Origin of the sequence: Paraburkholderia gardini (genome assembly GCF_907164545.1) — a bacterium.
Taxonomy (GTDB): domain Bacteria; phylum Pseudomonadota; class Gammaproteobacteria; order Burkholderiales; family Burkholderiaceae; genus Paraburkholderia; species Paraburkholderia gardini.
On sequence record NZ_CAJQZB010000001.1, the window covers coordinates 243,889 to 263,457 of the forward strand.

The following is a 19,569-nucleotide window of genomic DNA, read 5'->3' on the forward strand; positions in this document are numbered from 1 at the left end:
ACGCCCTGGACATTCGCCCATGTGGAGCTACATCCTCAAACGCCTGCTGTTGATGATCCCGACGCTGCTCGGCGTGTTGACGCTGACGTTCGTCGTGATCCAGTTCGTACCGGGCGGCCCGGTCGAGCAGGCGGTTCACGATCTGCGCAAGGGCGCGGAGCAGGGCCCGTCGTTCGGTCTGCGCGCACATTCGGGCGTCGACGCGCAGCAGATCGCGCAACTCAAGGCGCTCTACGGTTTCGACAAGCCCCCGCTCGAGCGCTACGTGCTGATGCTCAAACGCTTTGCACGCTTTGATCTCGGGCAAAGCTATTTTCACCATCAAAGCGTGTGGTCGCTGATCGTGTCGAAGCTGCCGGTGTCGATCAGCATCGGTCTGTGGACGTTCTTCCTGACCTATCTCATCTCCGTGCCGCTCGGTATCGCGAAAGCGGTGCGAAACGGTTCGCGCTTCGACGTCGCGACGAGCCTGCTGGTGCTGGTCGGCTACGCGATTCCAGGATTCGTGCTCGGTGTGCTGCTCCTCGTGCTGTTTGGCGGCGGCTCGTTCCTGCAGCTCTTTCCGCTGCGCAACCTCACGTCCGATAACTGGGACCAACTGAGTATCGGCGGCAAGATTCTCGATTACCTGTGGCACATCACGTTGCCGATTTTCGCTTCCGTGATCGGCAGCTTTGCCGTCGTCACGATGTTGACGAAGAACGCCTTTCTCGACGAAATCCGCAAGCAATACGTGCTGACGGCGCGCGCGAAGGGTCTCTCCGAGCGGCGCGTGTTGTGGAAGCACGTGTTTCGCAATGCACTGCTGCCGTTGATCGTCGGCTTTCCTGGCGCGTTCATCGGCGCGTTCTTCACGGGTAGCCTGCTGATCGAGACGCTGTTCTCACTCGACGGTCTCGGCCTGTTGTCGTACGAATCGGTGGTGCGCCGCGACTATCCGGTCGTGCTCGGCACGCTCTATCTGTTCACGCTGATCGGTCTTGCGACCAAGCTGATTTCCGACCTGTGCTACGTCTGGGTCGATCCCCGCATTCAATTCGAACAACTGGAGCGCTGACTTGAGCCAGGCCGTTCCAAATACCCGCAACGAGACGGTTCGCACGCTGGTATCGCCATCGCCGGCGCGACGCGTCTGGACACGTTTCAGGCAGCAGCGCTCCGGCTACTGGAGTCTGATCATCTTCGTCGTGGCGTTCGCGGCGAGTCTCGCCGGGCCGCTGTGGTCGAACGACAAGCCGCTCGTCGCACGTTACGAGGGCCACCTGTACTTTCCGCTCTTCGAAACCTATCCGGAAACCACGTTCGGCGGCGACTTCCCGACACCTGCGGACTATCTCGATCCGTACATCCGGCATCGCTTCGACGCACCCGGTAATTTCGCGATCTATCCGCCGAACCCGTACTACTACGACACGCTCAACTATTTCTCGAAGGTGCCCAATCCCGCGCCGCCTTCACGCGACAACTGGCTCGGCACCGACGACCGCGGCCGCGACCTGTTCGCGCGATTGCTGTACGGGTTTCGCGTGTCGGTGGAATTCGCGCTGGTGTTGACGTTCATCGGCACCGTGATCGGCATCTTCACGGGCGCGATACAGGGATATTTCGGCGGCAGGACGGATATCGTCGGGCAGCGGCTCATCGAGATCTGGAGTGCGATGCCCGAGCTCTATCTGCTGATCATTTTCGCGTCGATTTTCGAGCCGGGCTTCATCCTGCTGATCGTGCTGCTGTCGCTGTTCGGCTGGATCGGTTTGTCGGACTACGTGCGTGCGGAGTTTCTGCGCAATCGCCAGCAGGACTATGTGCGTGCGGCGCGGGCGATGGGTCTTTCGAACTGGCAGATCATCTGGCATCACGTGCTGCCGAACAGTCTTACGCCGGTCATCACGTTCCTGCCGTTCCGGATGAGCGGCTCGATTCTCGCGCTCACCAGCCTCGATTTTCTCGGCCTCGGTGTGCCGTCGCCGACGCCGAGTCTTGGCGAACTGCTCGCGCAGGGCAAGGCCAATCTCGACGCGTGGTGGATCTCGCTGTCGACGTTCAGCGTGCTCGTCGCCACGCTGTTGCTGCTGACATTCATGGGCGATGCGCTGCGCAACGCGCTCGACACCCGCATCTCCGACGCGATGCGTGCGGGAGGCAACCAGTGAGCGGCGCGAACGCATCCACCAAACCGCCGTTCGCGGGGCCGCTGCTCGCGCTCGATCGTCTGCATGTGACGTTCGGCGATACGGTCGCGGTCAACGACGTGACGCTGGCCATCGAGCGCGGCGAGCGGGTGGCGCTCGTCGGCGAATCGGGTTCGGGCAAGAGCGTGACCGCACTGTCGATCCTGCGGCTGTTGAGCGACGCGCAGGTGAGCGGCTCGATCCGCTTCAACGGCGAAGAACTTCTGACAAAGAGCGAGCGCGAAATGCGCGGCCTGCGCGGCTCCGACATCGCGATGATCTTCCAGGAGCCGATGACGGCGCTCAATCCGCTCTACACGATCGGCGACCAGATTGCCGAGACGATCGTGATCCACGACGGCGTGTCGTCCCTTGAAGCGCGCAAGCGTACTGTCGCGCTGCTCGCGCGTACGGGTATCGCCGAGCCGCAGAAGCGCGTCAACAGCTATCCGCATCAGCTGTCGGGTGGTCAGCGCCAGCGCGCGATGATCGCGATGGCGTTGTCATGCCGGCCGCGTCTGCTGCTTGCCGACGAGCCGACGACGGCGCTCGACGTCACGATCCGTGCGCAGATCGTCGAATTGCTGCTCGAACTCCAGCGCGACGAAGCGCAGAAGCGCGGCATGGCCGTGCTGCTGATCACGCACGACCTGAATCTCGTGCGGCATTTCGCGCAACGCGTGGCCGTGATGGAGAAGGGCGTGCTCGTCGAAAGCGGGCCGGTCGAGCAACTCTTCGCATCGCCGCAGCATCCGTACACGCAACGTCTGCTGCGGAGTCGTCCGGAGCGGACCGTGATGCCGGTGATGCCGATTGCGCCGGTCATCCTCGAGGCACGCAATGTCTCGGTCGATTTCCGCACGAAGCTGCCTGGCATGAGCGGGTGGTTCCGCTCGGGGCGCGTTCGCGCGGTGGCGGGCGCGGATGTGTCGGTGAGGCAAGGAGAGACGCTCGGTATCGTCGGCGAATCGGGATCGGGAAAATCTACCCTTGCGATGGCGCTACTCGGCCTGCAACGCACGGCCTCGGGCGAAATCGATTTCCAGGGCAGGGCGCTCAAGACCTGGCGGGGGCGTGAACAGACCGTGTTGCGCTCGAATATGCAGGTGGTCTTTCAAGATCCGTTCAGTTCACTTTCGCCGCGGCAGACGATCGAGCGGATCGTCGGCGAGGGACTTGCGCTGCATCGTCCTCAACTGGGGGCGCAGGGGCGACGCGAGAAAGTGATCTCGGTGCTGCGCGAAGTCGGCCTCGACCGGACCGTCTTGCAGCGCTATCCCCATGAATTCTCCGGCGGCCAGCGGCAGCGGATCGCTATCGCACGGGCGCTGGTGCTGGAACCACGGCTCCTCGTGCTCGACGAGCCGACCAGCGCGCTCGACGTCTCGATCCAGCAGCAGGTGCTCAAACTCCTGACCGGTTTGCAGCAAAAATACAACCTCGGTTTCGTCTTTATCAGTCACGACCTCGCGGTGATCGGTGCGATGGCGCATCGGGTTGCGGTGATGCAGAACGGTTCTATCGTCGAGTCGGGGGATGTGGAGAAGATTTTTGCTGCTCCAGGTCATCCTTACACACGAAAGCTGCTGAAAGCTTCGTTCGCTACCTGACATTCGCCAATTGGGTGCGTCGCTCGATTGTATTTTTCTATTTGTTTTGACAGATAAATACTTACTGGCTAGTATCGACAAAACTTTCCGTATCCCACTGATTTTTAGGCAAAAAATACCGACCGATGCAGCACCGATCTTTAACCCAGGCTTGCACGCGCGTCGTCGCCGGGATGTTTATCGGCGTCATGATGGCTGCAGCTCCCGGCGCGTTCGCCGACGAAGTAAGCAGTATTAACCAGAACGCCACACTTTCGATCCAGAATGGATCGGATATGCTGTCCCCCCCCAGTTCGCAAAACCAGAGCGCCTCATTGCCGGGCGATAGGGGTGCGCGGTCGTTTCTTTCCGGCATGGCCGGGAAGGCTGGCGATGTCGTGGTGGGCGCACTTAACATGATTGGCGTGCGCTACCGCTGGGGTGGCAACACACCGGATTCCGGTCTCGATTGCAGCGGGTTCGTGCGCTACGTGTTCCAGGACACGCTGGGCATGGCGCTTCCGCGCCGCGCCGAGGAAATGAGTCACGTCGGTGAAAAGGTTCGCATGAGCGAATTGAAGCCGGGCGATCTCGTGTTCTTCAACACGATGCGCCGTGCGGCTTCCCACGTCGGCATCTATATCGGTGACAACAAGTTCGTGCATTCGCCGTCCACGGGCAGCACGATCCGCGTCGACGATCTGGACGACGGTTATTGGGAAAAACGTTTCACTGGCGCACGTCGTATCGAGACGTCGTTTACGGAACAGCAGGATCTGCGTACGCGTGTGAACGCGACCATCGGCGGCAACTGAACTGACCGGCATTGCCGGTTTCGCGCGTTGCACGCATGAAAAAGCCCGCTTCGTTGAAGATGCGGGCTTTTTTTACGTCTGGCGCTGTCCGGCGAGCAGGGTGAGGGCGCACCCGGAGGTGCAACCAGCCGGATAACCGTCAGACAACGGGCCGTCCGGCTGCGAGTTTGCGCTGGAGTTCCGGCATGATCTTTGCGACGGCTTCCTCGCCGGCAAGGATCGCGGCGTTGCGCTGGCTGAAGTCGCTGCTGTTCATCGCGGCGAGATCCGGGCGGATCACGAAGTCGGCGTACTTGTCGAGCTCGTAGCCCTTGATCGTCTGGCTCATGATCGTGAACGTCTGCATCAGCACGTCGAACGAGCTTGCCGTGAGCCCTGTTTCCGGGCGCGCGGAGATGTCGACCGCGATCACGAAATCCGCACCCATCCGGCGCGCGAACGAGGCCGGCACCGGGCTTACGAGGCCGCCATCCACGTATTCGTGTCCAGCGATCTTCACCGGCTCGAACACCGACGGCACGCTGCACGACGCGCGCACCGCGATGCCGGTATTGCCGCGCTGAAACAGGATCGGTTGACCGGTCTTCAGATCGGTCGCGACGATGCCGAGCGGCTTCACCATCTTTTCGATCGGGCGATTGTTGAGCGTCGTGTTCAGGTAGTTCTGGAGCGCCACGCCCTGCAGGAAACCGCGTGTACGAAAGGGCATCGCCCAGTCGCTGATCGACGCTTCGTCCATCTTCAGGGCGAGCCGGTTCATGTCGATGCCGGTCATGCCCGAGGCGTACAGTGCGCTGACCACCGAGCCCGCGCTCGTGCCGCACACGAGGTCGATCTGGACGCTGCGTGCCTCGAGCGCCTTGATTATGCCGATGTGGGCGAAGCCGCGCGCCGCGCCGCCGCCGAGCGCAAGGGCGACACGCAGCGGCCGGGGCGGTTTGCTGACGGGCGGCGGCGTGATCGCGACGGGGTTATCCGTCGATGTGGTCGTGCACGCGGTAAGGACGGCGGACGCCGCGGCAAGCGAAAAATTGCGGCGGCTCAGACGGGGGGATGACGGCTTCAACGATTTCTCCAGCGGCGGCGTCCGTGCGACCCGGTTCCGGGTGTATCGCGCGACAGGATGCGGCATTCGTTCCCACGCGATCGCCCGCGGCGATCGCACCGCGCCGCAATCAGGACGGCGGCGCGCGCACATCATAAAGCAAAGCACCGTCGCCGCGCGGTAACGGCATGGGAAGACCGCCAGCGCGGAAGATGTCGCAAGGCGCGGCGCGAACCGTTTTGCGAATGCCCCGCGACAGGCGTCGTCAGGCCTGTCCTGAAGCGCGTCGTGAACGTCACCGTGAAGTGTCTTGTGAAATGGGCAAGTCGAAACGTCCCATGTCTGCTTCCGGCAGGGGTCTTCCAGAAGCGCCTGGCGCGGCACGGGCGACTGCAACCGGCGGGTATAATCGCGGTCTTGCATCTGTCATTCGAGTCCACGCGCCGCGTCGCACGCCGCATGCGTCGCATGGACGCGTTCCGCTTTCGCGCGTCATCGCGATGATGTCCGCGCGCCGGCGCCTGCCTTCGAGTAACCGCACATGACCACACCCGTTCGTACCCGTTTCGCACCGAGTCCCACTGGTTTCATCCATCTGGGGAACATCCGCTCAGCGCTGTATCCGTGGGCGTTCGCCCGCAACATGAAGGGCGCGTTCGTACTGCGGATCGAGGACACCGATCTCGAACGGTCGACGTCGGCATCCGTCGACGCGATCCTCGAAGGGATGAACTGGCTCGGCCTCGATTACGACGAAGGTCCGTTCTACCAGATGCAGCGCATGGACCGTTATCGCGAGGTCCTGAAGCAGATGGCCGGGAAGGATCTCGTGTACCCGTGCTACATGTCGACGGAAGAGCTCGACGCGCTGCGCGAGCGTCAGCGTGTCGCGGGCGAAAAGCCGCGTTATGACGGCACGTGGCGCCCTGAGCGCGGCAAGGTACTGCCGACGCCGCCAGCCGGCGTCGAACCGGTGCTGCGCTTTCGCAATCCGTTGACGGGCATCGTTGCCTGGGACGACGCCGTGAAGGGGCGTATTGAAATCTCGAACGAAGAACTGGACGATCTCGTGATCGCGCGTCCTGATGGCACGCCGACCTACAACTTCTGCGTGGTCGTCGACGATATCGACATGCGCATCACGCACGTGATTCGCGGCGACGATCACGTGAACAACACGCCGCGCCAGATCAACATCCTGCGCGCGCTCGGCGCGGAGCCGCCGGTCTACGCCCACCTGCCGACCGTGCTCAACGAGCAGGGCGAAAAAATGAGCAAGCGGCATGGCGCGATGAGCGTGATGGGCTATCGCGACGCCGGGTATTTGCCCGAGGCCGTGCTCAACTATCTCGCGCGTCTTGGCTGGTCGCACGGCGATGCGGAAATTTTTTCGCGGGACCAGTTCGTCGAATGGTTTGACCTCGAGCATCTCGGCAAGTCGCCGGCGCAATACGACCACGGCAAGCTCAGCTGGCTGAACGCGCATTACATCAAGGAAGCCGACAACGCGCGTCTCGCGGGCCTAGCGAAGCCGTTCTTCGGCGAACTCGGTATCGACGACGCAGCGCTTGCTGCAGGTGCCGATCTGACGGCCGTCGTGGGCTTGCTGAAGGACCGTGCCTCAACCGTGAAGGAGATCGCGGAGAACGCCGCGATGTTCTACCGCACGCCGGCTCCGGAACCCGAGGCGGTGGCGCAGCATGTCACCGATGTCGTGCGTCCCGCACTGGCGGATCTGGCTGCTGCACTGAAGGATGCCGAGTGGACGAAGGAAAGCATCGCTGCCACGTTGAAGGCGACGCTCGGCACGCACAAGCTGAAGATGCCGCAACTCGCGATGCCGGTGCGGCTGCTCGTGGCGGGCACGACGCATACGCCATCGATCGACAGTGTGCTGATGCTGTTCGGCCGTGACGTCGTCGTGAGTCGCATCGAACAGGCGCTCGCCTGAGCGATCGGTGCGATCAGGCGAGCGCGTGAATGCGTACGCATGCGGCTTTGAAAAAAGTCGCATGCGGCGACTCAAAGGGTATTTACAAAACGAGATTCGCTATCTACAATCTCGCTTCTGTTCTGCAAGGGGGTATAGCTCAGCTGGGAGAGCGCTTGCATGGCATGCAAGAGGTCAGCGGTTCGATCCCGCTTACCTCCACCATCAGAGCAGAATGAAGTCTTCCGCGAGTGCAGTCGTTGTAGCAAAAAAGACTTCACAAACGGTAGTACGGCAGTTAGAATATCGTTCTTTGCTGTTGGCGGTAATTAACAGCAAGAACAAGACAGAATCTGAAAAGATTATGTCCCCTTCGTCTAGAGGCCTAGGACATCACCCTTTCACGGTGAGTACAGGGGTTCGAATCCCCTAGGGGACGCCAGACATCAGCGTCGCTTGGTTATCGAAAGCGATGTCGCTTGCAGAGATTTAACTATCGCTCGCGGGCATGCAGTAAATGGAGTGGTAGTTCAGTTGGTTAGAATACCGGCCTGTCACGCCGGGGGTCGCGGGTTCGAGTCCCGTCCACTCCGCCAGATAAAGCCCGTTCAGGAGCGCTTGAGCGGGCTTTTTCATTAAAGGTGTAAGCGTACATTGTCCCCTTCGTCTAGAGGCCCAGGACATCACCCTTTCACGGTGAGTACAGGGGTTCGAATCCCCTAGGGGACGCCAGACATCAGCAGCGCCACAGCAAGCCGGCGATGCAGCTTGAGAGAGATAACCAACGCTCGCAAGCCATGGTGCAAACAAGCTGGAGCGGTAGTTCAGTTGGTTAGAATACCGGCCTGTCACGCCGGGGGTCGCGGGTTCGAGTCCCGTCCGCTCCGCCAGATCAAGAAAAAAGCCTGCTGGGTTTCAGCGGGCTTTTTTCTTTCCCGTCGTCGAATCCTGATGTGCTTCGGCCGTCACTATTGCCGTGGCCTGAGCCGTTCCCTTCGCGACCTTCACGTCCGCGTCGCCCGTACCCGGTCTTGCCCGCTGCCTCGGGCAAACCGCCCTTGCCAGCGCCCGCCGCCTGTCTTACCTTTGTGCCGTCATCATTCCGTCCGTTGCGCCATGCTCGACCCGACCGAAGTCCTGTCGCCCGCCTTCCTGTTGCGCAAAGCCAGCATGGATGACTTCGAGTTCGCCGAGGCACTTACGCGCCGCAACATGGGCGGTTATTACAAGCGCCATCATCTGGTGTGGCGCGGCGATCTGTTTCTTGCCAGCTGGCGGGAGTCGGAAAACTTCATCCTCGAAATGGACGGAAATGGAATCGGCGTGCTGCGTGTCACCGAAGAAGGCGACTCGCTGCATATCCGCGATGTGCAGATCGCCGAAGGACATCGCCGGCAAGGCGCCGGAACCTACATGCTGAACATGTCGCACCGGTGGGCGCGCGCGCGTGGGTTGCGGGAATTGCAACTGCGTGTTTTCGTCGATAACCCCGCAGCCCGTCTCTACCACCGCATGGGATATCGTCTCGCGGGGCCTCGCCTCGCGCAACTCGGGGCGATCCGTCACATGGCGCGGCGCGTCTGACACCGTTCTGGCTTTCACGCATTGCGGCTATTTCAGCTGGCCGCGATGGGCATCCAGCTCATCCACGAACAGGTTGCTTTCATCTTCATTTTCTTCATGCCGGCCGTCGCGATGCTCGACGCCGCGTTCGATGAACGCGCGCGGGCTTTCGCCGAATGCGCGCCGGAACATCGCCGAAAACGCACTCTGGCTTTGATAGCCCAGCTCCTGAGCGACGAGCGAAAGCGGCCGGCCCTGACTCAGCAGCGGGATCGCCCGAGCGAGAATCGCCTGCTGACGCCACTGCGAAAAACTGACCCCCAGTTCCTGGCGAAACAGACGCGCGATGGTCCGCGTACTGGCACCCACGCATGATGCCCAGCTCTCGAGCGAATCCGTGTTGGCCGGATCGGCGATAACGGCTTCGCACAGTGCGCGCAGGCGCTTCTCGGTAGGCATGGGCACGGAAAGCGGTAACGGCTCCGAGCGCGTCAGTTCGTCGAGCGCCAGTGCGCCAAGCAATTGCTCGCGTGCCGCCGAAAGACCGGGCGTATCGAGCGCGGCAATCACTTCGCGCAGCAATCCGGAGACTTCGACGACGCGACATGCGTCAAGCCCCGCGGGCACGATCGATTCGTTCACATACAGTGTCCTCAAAAACGCATCCTCGACGATGATGACTTCGTGCGTGACATGCGGCGGCACCCAGATTGCTCGCGATGGCGGAACCATCCATGTCGTGCCCGACGTCGCCATCCGCAATACACCTCTCGACGCATACGCGACCTGCGCCCATGCGTGTGTGTGACGCGCGATGCGCACGCCGGCCGGCATCGGCCGCGACCGGACGCGGATGGGGTGCGTCGGCGTCGGCGCGAATTCCGGCGGAATGTCGGCGAAATCGACGCGCGTCGATTCCGGCATGGCAATGGGCTGATTCATGACAAGGCAGGGCCGCAACCTGATGCGAAGGATGACGTCATTGTAGGGGCGTTGCAGGCAGTCGGGCGGCGAGTCGCGCGACGTTAGCCATCCGGCAGAGGGTGGCGGAAAATTCGCGCAAGGCATAATGCATGTCATCCCATTTATTTATCTGGAGGAAGCGATGACTTTTGCGACCGCGGACCTGTGCGATGCCAATGAGGACAAGCTGGCCGCAGGCACGCTTCGGGTGCTCGATCCCGTGTTCCGTTTGTGGGGCCGTGCGGGTTCGTTTGGCGGCGAGGCCGTGACGCTGAAGCTCTTCGAAGACAACACGCTGGTACGCGCCACGCTCGAGGAAAATGGGAATGGCCGTGTGCTGGTCGTCGACGGTGGCGGCAGCCGGCGTTGCGCGCTTGTCGGCGGCAATCTTGGCCAGATCGCGGAGAAGAACGGCTGGGCCGGTATTGTGGTGAACGGTTGCGTGCGCGATACGCTCGAGTTGAACGAATGCAATATCGGTATCGCCGCGCTGGCGACCCATCCACAGCGCAGCCAGAAACGCGGAGGCGGCGAGCGCGATATTCCGGTACGTATGCCGGGGTCGGTCGTGCGTCCGGGTGAATGGGTTTATGTCGATGTCGATGGCGTACTGGTCGCGTCCGCGCCGTTGAACTGAGCGGGAGGGGAAGGTAATGCAGAACGTGTTTGTCTACGGCACGCTTCGGGCGGGGGAAGTCAACGACATCAGCTCCGCGGCCGCGCGCCACGATATCGCGGCGCCAACGCTGCTTGGCACTGCGGCAGTGAAGGGCCGGCTATACGACTTCGGCACCTATCCCGGGCTCGTCGTGGATGAGCAGGGTGTGTCCGTCACAGGCGATGTCTATGCAATCGACGATGCACTTGTCGCGGTGCTCGACGAGATCGAGGAGGTGTATCCCGGCGTCGAGGGTTTATTTCAGGGGCGTGATGTCACGGTCGACGTCGACGGCACTGCGGTTGCGTGCCGTTTTTATCCCGTCGCGAAAGAGGCCGTGCCCGGGTTGAAGGAGATCGCCTCACGCGACTGGGTTGCGCATCGTCGCGGGAGATAGCGGCGCGCACGGGCTTCACGGTATGCATGCGCCATGTACGCGCATTCTTCCGCTAAAACCGAGGTGGGTGTTGATGCGCCACCCGCCGCTGTGAACGGTCACTGCGATCGGCGTGACCAACGTACCCACTGCCCGAAACGAAACGGCTCAACGGGCCGGGACCCATTGAGCCGTCATGTCACGATGATGCACGCGCTCCATACCCGAGCCACGTCGACACTCCAGCAAGCCGTTCAAACCGGCCCGGATTGACGCAAACGCGCTATCAGATCTCTTCGTACAGTGGCAAGGTCAGAAACTCGGTGAAGTTTTCCGATGTCGACATTTCTTCGAAGATTTCCGCGGCACGCTCATAGGGCTTTGTATCGCCGCCGACGGCAACCTTCACCTTGTCGAGTTCCTGCTTCGTCAGATCGCGCACCATCGCAGCGGTGACCTTGCGATCGTCGTCGAGCTTGCCCTTCGGCGAACGGATCCACTGCCACACCTGTGAGCGGGAGATCTCGGCGGTCGCCGCATCTTCCATCAGGTTGTGGATCGGCACGCAGCCATTGCCCGCAAGCCACGACCCCAGGTAATGGATGCCGACGTTGATGTTATTGCGCAGGCCCGCTTCCGTGATGGGGGCTTCCGGGCGGAAGTCGGTCAGGTCTTTCGCGGTGACCAGCACGTCATCGCGCTGCTTGCCGATCTGGTTGGGTTTGTCGCCGAGCACACGGACGAACTCTTCCATCGCGATCGGCACGAGGCCCGGGTGCGCGACCCAGCCGCCGTCGTAGCCGTCGCCGGCGTCACGCGCCTTGTCGGAGCGCACGCCGCCCATCGCCTTGTCGTTGGCTGCCGGGTCGTTCTTGATCGGAATCAGTGCGCTCATGCCGCCGATCGCCGGCGCGTTACGGCGATGACATGTCTTGAGCAGCTGCAGCGCATAGGCGCGCATGAACGGCACGGTCATTGTGATCTGCGAGCGGTCGGCAAGGCAGAAGTCCTTGTCATTCCTGAACTTCTTGATCGCCGAGAAAATGTAGTCCCAACGGCCTGCGTTGAGGCCCGAGCTGTGCTCGCGAAGCTCGTACAGGATTTCGTCCATTTCGAAGGCGGCGAGAATCGTCTCGATCAAAACGGTCGCGCGAATCGTGCCGCGCGCGATGCCCACTGCTTCCTGTGCCGCGACGAAAATGTCGTTCCACAGGCGGGCTTCGAGATGGCTTTCGAGCTTCGGCAGGTAGAAGTACGGGCCCGAGCCGCGCTTCACGAGTTCCTTCGCGTTGTGGAACAGGAAGAGCGCGAAATCGAAGATGCCGCCCGACACGCGCTGGCCATCGACCGTCACATGCTTTTCATCGAGATGCCAGCCACGCGGACGCACGATCAGCGTCGCGATTTTGTCGTTGAGGCGATACGACTTGCCGTTCTGTTCGAGCGAAATCTCACGGCGCACGGCGTCCTTCAGGTTCAGGTGCCCGGTGATCAGGTTGTCCCAGCTCGGCGCGTTCGAATCCTCGAAATCCGTCATGTACGAATCCGCGCCCGAATTCAGCGCGTTGATGATCATCTTGCGTTCCACCGGCCCGGTGATCTCGACGCGACGGCATTCGAGATCCTTCGGCAGCGGTGCGACCTTCCAGTCGCTATCGCGGATGTGCTTCGTTTCAGCAAGGAAGTCAGGGCGCTCGCCGGCGTCGAGACGCCTGGTGCGCTCGGCGCGTGCCTTCAGCAGTTGCTGGCGGCGCGGCTCGAACACGCGATGCAGGTTTGCGACGAGTTCGAGTGCGGCGGGCGTGAGAATCGATTCGAAGCCCGGCTTGATCTCAGCGGTGATACGCATGCCCTGCGGCAGTTGCAACGATAACGACGATTGATTCGTCATGGTTTCTCCCTTGGTCGGTCAGATTACGGAAATACGATGAGGTGCTTCATGCCCGTTCAAACTGTTCAGTTCACGTGGCGCCAGGACTGTGGCGCACGCGGCCTGAGCTTTTCTCGGGCGGCAGGCGGGTGCCCAGAAACGCGGGCAGATCGGCAAGGCTTGTGCCGGTGCCGGACGGGCTCACGCCGAGTTCCTCGGCGGGACTGCGTGTGCGGTTGATCCAGAACGTGGTGTAGCCGAACCACGTCGCGCCGGCGACGTCCCAGCCGTTCGACGACACGAACACGATCTCGCGCGGCGTTGCGCCGAAAGCGGCCGTGCCGAGCGCGTAAGCGGCCGGTGCCGGCTTGTAGGCGCGCACAGTGTCGACTGACAGCACGTGATCGAAAAGGCCGGCCATCCCGGCGCTCTTGACGGCGATATCGAGCATCTGCGGGTTGCCGTTGGACAGGATCGCAAGCCCGATGCGCCCGCCGGCCGCGACGTCGGCGGCAGCGCCCACGCCTGCCCGAGGCTCGCGTAGCTGGCGCAGCATGGGGACGGCGTCGGGGAATGCGGAGAGGCACGCGTACTCGTCCATCAGGCGCTTTTCCGCGACCGTATTCAGCGTGAGACCGAGTTTGCGGGCGGAAAAACGCAGCGCGTCGAGTGTGACGGTCCAGAACGGTTCATAGCGTGCGCCGCCCACATCCGACAGCGTGCGCAACTGCGTGTATTCGATCTGCTTCTGACGCCACAGGAGCGAAAGGGTATCGCCGTGGCCGGGAAACATCTGCTCCGCGGCAGCGACGACCGAATGCACGTCGAAAAGCGTGCCGTACGCGTCGAAAATCACTGCCTTGGGGAAGAGTGTCGTTGTGGCCGACATTGCCGTGCGCTCCAGTCAGAGGTCAAGACAGATTCTATTAGTGATGCCCGGTAGCTAGAAAGACCGTAAACATCACTTGATCTTTTACTTTCATATACCTAATCTGGCGCTCAACGCCATCATCCGCGTCCACACGACGCATCCATTTGCCATGGACCGCTTCAAGCAGATCGAAACGTTCGCCGCCGTCGCGGCACGCGGCAGCCTGTCCGCGGCCGCCCAGGCCGAGGGCGTCGCGCCTGCCATCATCGGGCGCCGGATCGATGCGCTCGAAGAACGGCTCGGCGTGAAACTGCTCGTGCGCACGACGCGGAAAATCACGCTGACGTTCGAAGGCTCCGCGTTTCTCGAGGACTGTCAGCGCATCATCCACGACATGCAGAACGCCGAATCGAGCGTGTCGGCGGGCGGGGTGAAGGCGAGCGGGCATCTGCGCGTGTCGGCGCCGGCCGGTTTCGGGCGGCGTCATGTCGCGCCGCTCGTGCCGGCGTTCACGGTCGCACATCCCGATGTGTCGATCACGCTCGATCTGTCGGACCGGATGGTCGATCTGGTCAACGAGGGGTTCGACTGCGCGGTGCGGCTCGGTGAACTGCCCGATTCGTCGCTGGTCTCGCTGCGCCTCGGCGACAACCGGCGCGTGGTGGTGGCTTCGCCCGCCTATCTCGCGCGGCGCGGCGCGCCGGAAACGCTCGCCGCGCTCGCCGGCCATAACTGCCTCGCGCTCGGCGCGAGCGCGAACCAGCAGCGCGGCTGGTCGTTCCAGCAGGGCGAAAAAGCCGTGACGATCAAGGTCTCCGGCACCATGGAGTGCTCCGACGGCGCGGTGCTGCACGAATGGTGTCTCGAAGGCTACGGCCTCGCGTGGCGCTCGTGGTGGGAAGTCGGCACGGATATCGCGGCCGGGCGTCTCGTTACGGTGCTCGACGAATTCGCGACCCCGCCCATCGGCATCCACGCGGTGTTTCCACAGCGTCGCCATTTGCCGTTGCGGGTACGGCTTTTTCTCGATTTCCTGAAACATACGTACAGTCATCCAGGCTACTGGGGTTAGCGCAAAGCCACGGCTCGCGTGGCCCGCCCGGGTTTCCGATATGCGGACAGACCCGCACACGGGCCGTGCGGCGGATTTCGGCGCACTACAATCGATTCGAGGCGCCGCGCATTGCCTGCTGTTCGCATACGCGCCTGCATCCAGCGGACCTGACGGAGCGCCGCGGCTGACGATGGAGGGCACGATGTTCAAGCACATCCTGGTTCCGACTGATGGTTCAGAGCTGTCCAGAATGGCCATCGACGGCGCAATCGATCTCGCGAAATCCGTCGGTGCGCGTGTGACGGCCTACGCGTGTCTGCCGCAATATCCGTACTCGCCGTTTTCCGAGGTGGTGATCGAGCCGCCGGTCGATTTTCAGGAGCGCAGCGAACGCGAAGCGCGCCTGCATCTGCAGGAGGTCGAGCAGGCAGCGCGCGATGCGGGCGTTGCGTTCTCGAGCGAGACGAGTGTTCATCCGTCGCCGTATCTCGGGATCATCGAGGCGGCGGAGCGGGGTGGTTGCGACGTCATCTTCATGGCGTCGCACGGGCGGCGCGGGCTCGGCAGTCTGCTGATCGGCAGCGAGACCCAGCGGGTCCTGACGCACACCAGAATTCCGGTGATCGTCTACCGATAAGCGTCGTCGTCGACGTTCCCACCCGGCGTCGAGGCGTGGCGCACCATGGATACACCTGAGGAAAAAACGCGCTGGCGGATAGCCAGCGCGCGTCCTGTCCGTTCTTCGCACGGTGATGCCGCGTCGAAACACCTTCCAGATGCCGGCTTCTGACCGGTGACCATGTCTTCTTCAGCAGTGGCCCTCTGCGGGGCCACTTCTCCCTGCGTTGCCTGTCGTGCCGCTCAGGCGACCTTCTTGTCGAAGAACTGCTCGTCTTCCGTCGAGCCATGCAGGGCGGTCGTCGATGCGTCGCGTTCGACCGTCTGCGTCACTGCATCGAAGTAGCCGGTGCCGACTTCACGCTGGTGCTTCACTGCGGTGAAGCCCTTTTCGGCTGCTGCGAATTCGGCCTGCTGCATTTCGACGAACGCGCTCATCTGAGTGCGGGCATAGCCGTGCGCGAGGTTGAACATCGAGTAGTTCAGCGCGTGGAAGCCGGCCAGCGTGATGAACTGGAACTTGTAGCCCATCGCACCGAGTTCCTTCTGGAACTTGGCGATCGTCGCATCGTCGAGGTTCTTTTTCCAGTTGAACGACGGCGAGCAGTTGTACGACAGCAGCTTGCCCGGGAACTGCTTGTGGATCGCCTCGGCGAATTTCTTCGCGAATTCGAGATCCGGCTTGCCGGTTTCGCACCAGATCATGTCGGCGTACGGCGCGTAGGCGAGGCCACGCGAGATCGCCTGTTCGATACCCGGCTTCGTACGGTAGAAGCCTTCGACGGTGCGCTCGCCAGTCAGGAACGGCTTGTCGTTGTCGTCGATGTCCGACGTCACGAGGTCGGCCGCTTCTGCGTCGGTGCGCGCCAGCAGGATCGTCGGCGTACCCGAGACGTCGGCGGCGAGACGCGCCGCCGTCAGTTTCGCGATGTTTTCGCGCGTCGGCACGAGCACCTTGCCGCCCATGTGACCGCACTTTTTCACCGAAGCCAGCTGGTCTTCGAAGTGGACGCCCGCGGCGCCGGCCTCGATCATCGACTTCATCAGTTCGAACGCGTTCAGCACGCCGCCGAAACCCGCTTCAGCGTCCGCCACGATCGGCGCGAAGTAGTCGATATAGCCTTCATCGCCCGGATTCCTGCCTTCGGACCACTGGATCTGGTCGGCGCGCGTGAGCGTGTTGTTGATGCGTTTCACGACGAGCGGCACCGAATTCGCCGGATACAGCGACTGGTCGGGATACATTTCGCCCGCGACGTTCGCATCGCCAGCCACCTGCCAGCCCGACAGATAGATCGCCTTCAGACCGGCCTTGACCTGTTGCATGGCCTGATTGCCGGTCAGCGCGCCGAGCGCGTTGACAAACGGCTCGTTATGGATCGATTCCCACAGCTTTTCAGCACCGCGCTTCGCGAGCGTGTGCTCGACCGGCACCGAGCCGCGCAGACGCACCACGTCTTCAGCGGAATATGACCGCTTGATGCCTTTCCAGCGCGGGTCGGTTTCCCATTGCTGTTGAAGTTGCTGACTCTGTTGTTGACGTGACATGGTGTGCTCCTCTAATTGCCCAAACAGGTGGATCGGTTGATTTGTGTCTCCAGCGAAGCGGGCTTTGCTGCTCTTTCCGGGTGCTTCGTTTCGTGAAGTCTTATATAAGAGTCTAGGCAAATCGAGGCAGGTGCAACAGACGTCTACGAGGCTTTGTTTGATATTTTTTATTTATAAAAATCAAATATTTATAACATTCATCTCACGATGAGAAACGTAATTTCCCATGTTGCAACAGCGATGGTTGTGCCACGCAGCATGATTTTTTACGACGCAAAAAATTTTTCCACATCGTGAAATTTCGCGGATGACGTTAGATGGACGAAAAAAAACCGGTGCCTGAGCACCGGTTTTTCTGAAACTTCGCACGGCGTGTAGCCGTTCAACGTCATATAGCGTCACTGTCGGGTCAGCTTTCAACGCTGACCCGACCGCATGCCAGAGGGCTTAGTCGCCGCGACGTGCGGTACGCGGACCGTCGCTGCGACGGGCGCCGTAGCCACCGTCACGCGAGCCGCCGTAGCCTTCGCGCGAACCGCCGGCCGACTTGCCTGCCCAGCCGCCGCCGCCCGTGCGGGCGCCGCCGCCGTTGCCAGCCGGCTTGCCGCTACCCGTGCCACCGCCGCTACCGAAGCGACGACCGCCGCCGTTGCCGCCACCCGGACGACCACGGCCGCCAAAGCCCGGACGACCACCATTGCCGGACGGTGCCGACTTGCGCGGCTCGAAGCCTTCGACGACGTTGACCGCGAGCGGCGTACGCACGAAACGTTCGATGCGCTTGAGTGCGCCCTGTTCGGCGTGATGCACGAGGCTCACGGCGATACCCGAGCGGCCAGCACGGCCGGTACGGCCGATACGGTGCACGTAGTCTTCCGCGAACTTCGGCAGATCGTAGTTGAACACGTGCGTGACGCCCGGGATGTCGATGCCGCGAGCCGCGACGTCGGTTGCCACGAGCACGCGCACACGGCGCTCACGCAGTGCCTTGATCGTGCGGTTACGCGCGCCTTGCGGCAGATCGCCGTGCAGGGCGGCCGATTCGAAACCAGCGTCGGCGAGACGGCCAGCGAGCTGGTCGGCTTCGTTTTTCGTTGCCGTGAACACGATGGCCTGGTCGAGACCGGAGTCACGCAGCAGATGGTCGAGCAGACGATCCTTGTGATCGCGGTCGTCGACGTAATGCACGGTCTGCGCGATGTTCGTGCGCTGTTCCATGCGCTGGACGATTTCGATGCGTTCAGGGTTCTTCAGCAGACGGCCCGTCAGCGCGCCGATCTTGCCGTCGAGCGTGGCCGAGAACAGCATCGTCTGACGCGTGGCCGGGGTGGACGCAACGATCGTTTCGATGTCTTCGATGAAGCCCATGTCGAGCATGCGGTCCGCTTCGTCGAGGACGAGGATCTGCAGTTGCGACAGGTCGATACGGCCGCGTTCCAGGTGATCGATCAGACGACCCGGCGTGGCGACGAGAATTTCAGGGTTTTTGGCCAGCAGCATCAGCTGTTGACCATAGGCGACGCCGCCGAGGATGCTGACGGTGCGCAGGCGCTTCAGATGCTTGCCGTACGTGGAGGCGGCGGTCGTGACCTGCATCGCGAGTTCACGCGTCGGCGTCAGAACCAGCATCGTCGGACGGGCGACGGGTTGCGGGCGGCGCGTGCGTGCGCCGTCGGCCGGGCGCGGTTCGCGCGGCTGGGCGGCCTGCGCCTTTTGCAGCTGCGAGAAACGCTCGATGGCGGGCAGCATGAACGCTGCGGTCTTGCCGGAACCGGTCGGGCTCGACACCATCAGGTCGCGGCCGGCGAGGCCGGCGGGAATCGCGCGCTGCTGAACCGGCGTCGGCGCCGAATAGCCGGCGGCCGTCAGGGCGGAGACGACATCCGCCGAAAGGCCGAGCGACGCGAACGTCGGGCCGGTCGGCGCTGCGGCGTCGGCCACCACGGCGGCGGTCGCGACATCTTGCGAGGCGACGGCGGCGGGGGTGTCGAGACCGAGGGCTTGATCGGCGATGGCGTTCAACGGGCTGGGGGTATTGCTCGAAGTCATGAGAATCCTTGAAACACGGGAAATGAAACGTCGGCGCCAATCGGCATACCCAGGTCGTCGGATTCAGCGAGCAAAGAAGCAGCGAGCAAATCGAAAAACGGGGGCAGCTCGCAACAATAAAGGCGAGCTTTTCGTTAGAAGCTGTATCGGATGCGACAAGCCGATATTGGCATTGTCGCCAGCCTGGTACTTGACGGCCCGAAAAGAGGGCCTGCTGGCAGGAGGGGACAGGTTCTAAACTGGATTGGAGCAAAACGCTACGAGGCGCTGCGCAGCCACGCGCCGGAAAGAAAGCCGGGCAAAGCAGTGAAGCGCAGCCGTATTGTATAGGGTTTTGCTGCACTGCGCCACCATCCCATAAATGGCCGGTGAAGCGGGGTGCGTTTGGGGCCCTGGAAGGCTGGCTGGCTCGAAGTGGCGAAGCTGTCCGGCCGAACGGGTCAGTGAAG

The 19,569-nt window shown here is 62.3% G+C and carries 16 protein-coding genes and 5 tRNA genes; 15 read left to right on the forward strand and 6 right to left on the reverse strand.

What is annotated here, in order from left to right; translation table 11 throughout:
- The first annotated feature begins 19 nt into the window (after nucleotides 1-19).
- The 4 genes from LPA37_RS01050 to LPA37_RS01065 all read left to right on the forward strand — a co-directional run bounded on the left by LPA37_RS01050 (nucleotide 20) and on the right by LPA37_RS01065 (nucleotide 4,575).
- On the forward strand, nucleotides 20-1,057 hold the full coding sequence (locus LPA37_RS01050; RefSeq protein WP_228977667.1) for a microcin C ABC transporter permease YejB: 1,038 nt from the start codon (nucleotides 20-22) through the stop codon (nucleotides 1,055-1,057).
- Nucleotide 1,058: 1 nt separating this feature from the next.
- Nucleotides 1,059-2,153 carry an ABC transporter permease gene (locus LPA37_RS01055; RefSeq protein ID WP_228977666.1) on the forward strand — a complete coding sequence of 365 codons (1,095 nt, stop codon included), beginning with the start codon at nucleotides 1,059-1,061 and terminating at the stop codon, nucleotides 2,151-2,153.
- Nucleotides 2,150-3,781, forward strand: coding sequence for an ABC transporter ATP-binding protein (locus LPA37_RS01060; RefSeq protein ID WP_228977663.1), 1,632 nt, complete (start codon nucleotides 2,150-2,152; stop codon nucleotides 3,779-3,781). The genes LPA37_RS01055 and LPA37_RS01060 overlap by 4 nt, the downstream gene beginning before the upstream one ends.
- A 125-nt stretch (nucleotides 3,782-3,906) precedes the next feature.
- Entirely contained in the window at nucleotides 3,907-4,575 is a 669-nt protein-coding gene (locus tag LPA37_RS01065; RefSeq protein WP_228977662.1) for a C40 family peptidase, read from the forward strand.
- Between the two features lie 139 nt (nucleotides 4,576-4,714).
- Here the strand turns inward: LPA37_RS01065 and LPA37_RS01070 are convergent, their stop codons facing one another.
- The gene (locus tag LPA37_RS01070) at nucleotides 4,715-5,740 is read right to left on the reverse strand and encodes a patatin-like phospholipase family protein (RefSeq protein ID WP_407672466.1); all 1,026 of its coding nucleotides are present in this window, start codon (nucleotides 5,738-5,740) and stop codon (nucleotides 4,715-4,717) included.
- A gap of 421 nt (nucleotides 5,741-6,161) precedes the next feature.
- Here LPA37_RS01070 and gltX point away from each other — a divergent pair, with 421 nt between their 5' ends.
- The 7 genes from gltX to LPA37_RS01105 all read left to right on the forward strand — a co-directional run bounded on the left by gltX (nucleotide 6,162) and on the right by LPA37_RS01105 (nucleotide 9,134).
- A complete protein-coding gene (gene gltX / locus LPA37_RS01075; RefSeq protein ID WP_229011081.1) occupies nucleotides 6,162-7,571 on the forward strand; it encodes a glutamate--tRNA ligase in 1,410 nt (469 codons plus the stop codon).
- A 128-nt stretch (nucleotides 7,572-7,699) separates the two neighbouring features.
- Nucleotides 7,700-7,775: transfer RNA gene (locus LPA37_RS01080), tRNA-Ala, on the forward strand.
- 141 nt (nucleotides 7,776-7,916) lie between these two features.
- A tRNA-Glu gene (locus LPA37_RS01085) sits at nucleotides 7,917-7,992 on the forward strand.
- Between the two features lie 77 nt (nucleotides 7,993-8,069).
- A tRNA-Asp gene (locus tag LPA37_RS01090) sits at nucleotides 8,070-8,146 on the forward strand.
- 60 nt (nucleotides 8,147-8,206) lie between these two features.
- Nucleotides 8,207-8,282: transfer RNA gene (locus tag LPA37_RS01095), tRNA-Glu, on the forward strand.
- 81 nt (nucleotides 8,283-8,363) lie between these two features.
- A tRNA-Asp gene (locus LPA37_RS01100) sits at nucleotides 8,364-8,440 on the forward strand.
- A gap of 226 nt (nucleotides 8,441-8,666) precedes the next feature.
- Nucleotides 8,667-9,134, forward strand: a complete 468-nt coding sequence (locus LPA37_RS01105; protein ID WP_229011083.1) for a GNAT family N-acetyltransferase — start codon at nucleotides 8,667-8,669, stop codon at nucleotides 9,132-9,134.
- Between the two features lie 27 nt (nucleotides 9,135-9,161).
- Here the strand turns inward: LPA37_RS01105 and LPA37_RS01110 are convergent, their stop codons facing one another.
- The gene (locus LPA37_RS01110) at nucleotides 9,162-10,055 is read right to left on the reverse strand and encodes an AraC family transcriptional regulator (protein ID WP_228977653.1); all 894 of its coding nucleotides are present in this window, start codon (nucleotides 10,053-10,055) and stop codon (nucleotides 9,162-9,164) included.
- 163 nt (nucleotides 10,056-10,218) lie between these two features.
- Between LPA37_RS01110 and rraA the strand changes: the two genes are divergently transcribed.
- A complete protein-coding gene (gene rraA / locus LPA37_RS01115; RefSeq protein ID WP_228977652.1) occupies nucleotides 10,219-10,713 on the forward strand; it encodes a ribonuclease E activity regulator RraA in 495 nt (164 codons plus the stop codon).
- Nucleotides 10,714-10,729: 16 nt separating this feature from the next.
- Nucleotides 10,730-11,131, forward strand: a complete 402-nt coding sequence (locus tag LPA37_RS01120; RefSeq protein WP_229011085.1) for a gamma-glutamylcyclotransferase family protein — start codon at nucleotides 10,730-10,732, stop codon at nucleotides 11,129-11,131.
- 265 nt (nucleotides 11,132-11,396) lie between these two features.
- On the opposite strand, the gene aceB is transcribed toward LPA37_RS01120, so the two are convergent.
- Nucleotides 11,397-13,001, reverse strand: a complete 1,605-nt coding sequence (aceB, locus tag LPA37_RS01125) for a malate synthase A (RefSeq protein ID WP_229011087.1) — start codon at nucleotides 12,999-13,001, stop codon at nucleotides 11,397-11,399.
- Between the two features lie 70 nt (nucleotides 13,002-13,071).
- Nucleotides 13,072-13,869 (reverse strand): haloacid dehalogenase type II, encoded by a 798-nt coding sequence (locus LPA37_RS01130; RefSeq protein ID WP_228977646.1) that lies wholly within the window; start codon nucleotides 13,867-13,869, stop codon nucleotides 13,072-13,074.
- Between the two features lie 151 nt (nucleotides 13,870-14,020).
- Between LPA37_RS01130 and LPA37_RS01135 the strand changes: the two genes are divergently transcribed.
- On the forward strand, nucleotides 14,021-14,923 hold the full coding sequence (locus tag LPA37_RS01135) for a LysR family transcriptional regulator (protein ID WP_228977644.1): 903 nt from the start codon (nucleotides 14,021-14,023) through the stop codon (nucleotides 14,921-14,923).
- 184 nt (nucleotides 14,924-15,107) lie between these two features.
- Complete coding sequence (locus LPA37_RS01140) at nucleotides 15,108-15,542, forward strand: universal stress protein (protein ID WP_228977643.1); 435 nt, start codon at nucleotides 15,108-15,110, stop codon at nucleotides 15,540-15,542.
- A gap of 224 nt (nucleotides 15,543-15,766) precedes the next feature.
- Here LPA37_RS01140 and aceA read toward each other — a convergent pair whose 3' ends face one another.
- Together aceA and LPA37_RS01150 are read right to left on the reverse strand one after the other, a co-directional pair.
- Nucleotides 15,767-17,071 carry an isocitrate lyase gene (gene aceA / locus LPA37_RS01145; protein ID WP_228977642.1) on the reverse strand — a complete coding sequence of 435 codons (1,305 nt, stop codon included), beginning with the start codon at nucleotides 17,069-17,071 and terminating at the stop codon, nucleotides 15,767-15,769.
- A 447-nt stretch (nucleotides 17,072-17,518) separates the two neighbouring features.
- On the reverse strand, nucleotides 17,519-19,120 hold the full coding sequence (locus LPA37_RS01150) for a DEAD/DEAH box helicase (RefSeq protein ID WP_228977641.1): 1,602 nt from the start codon (nucleotides 19,118-19,120) through the stop codon (nucleotides 17,519-17,521).
- Between the last annotated feature and the right edge of the window lie 449 nt (nucleotides 19,121-19,569).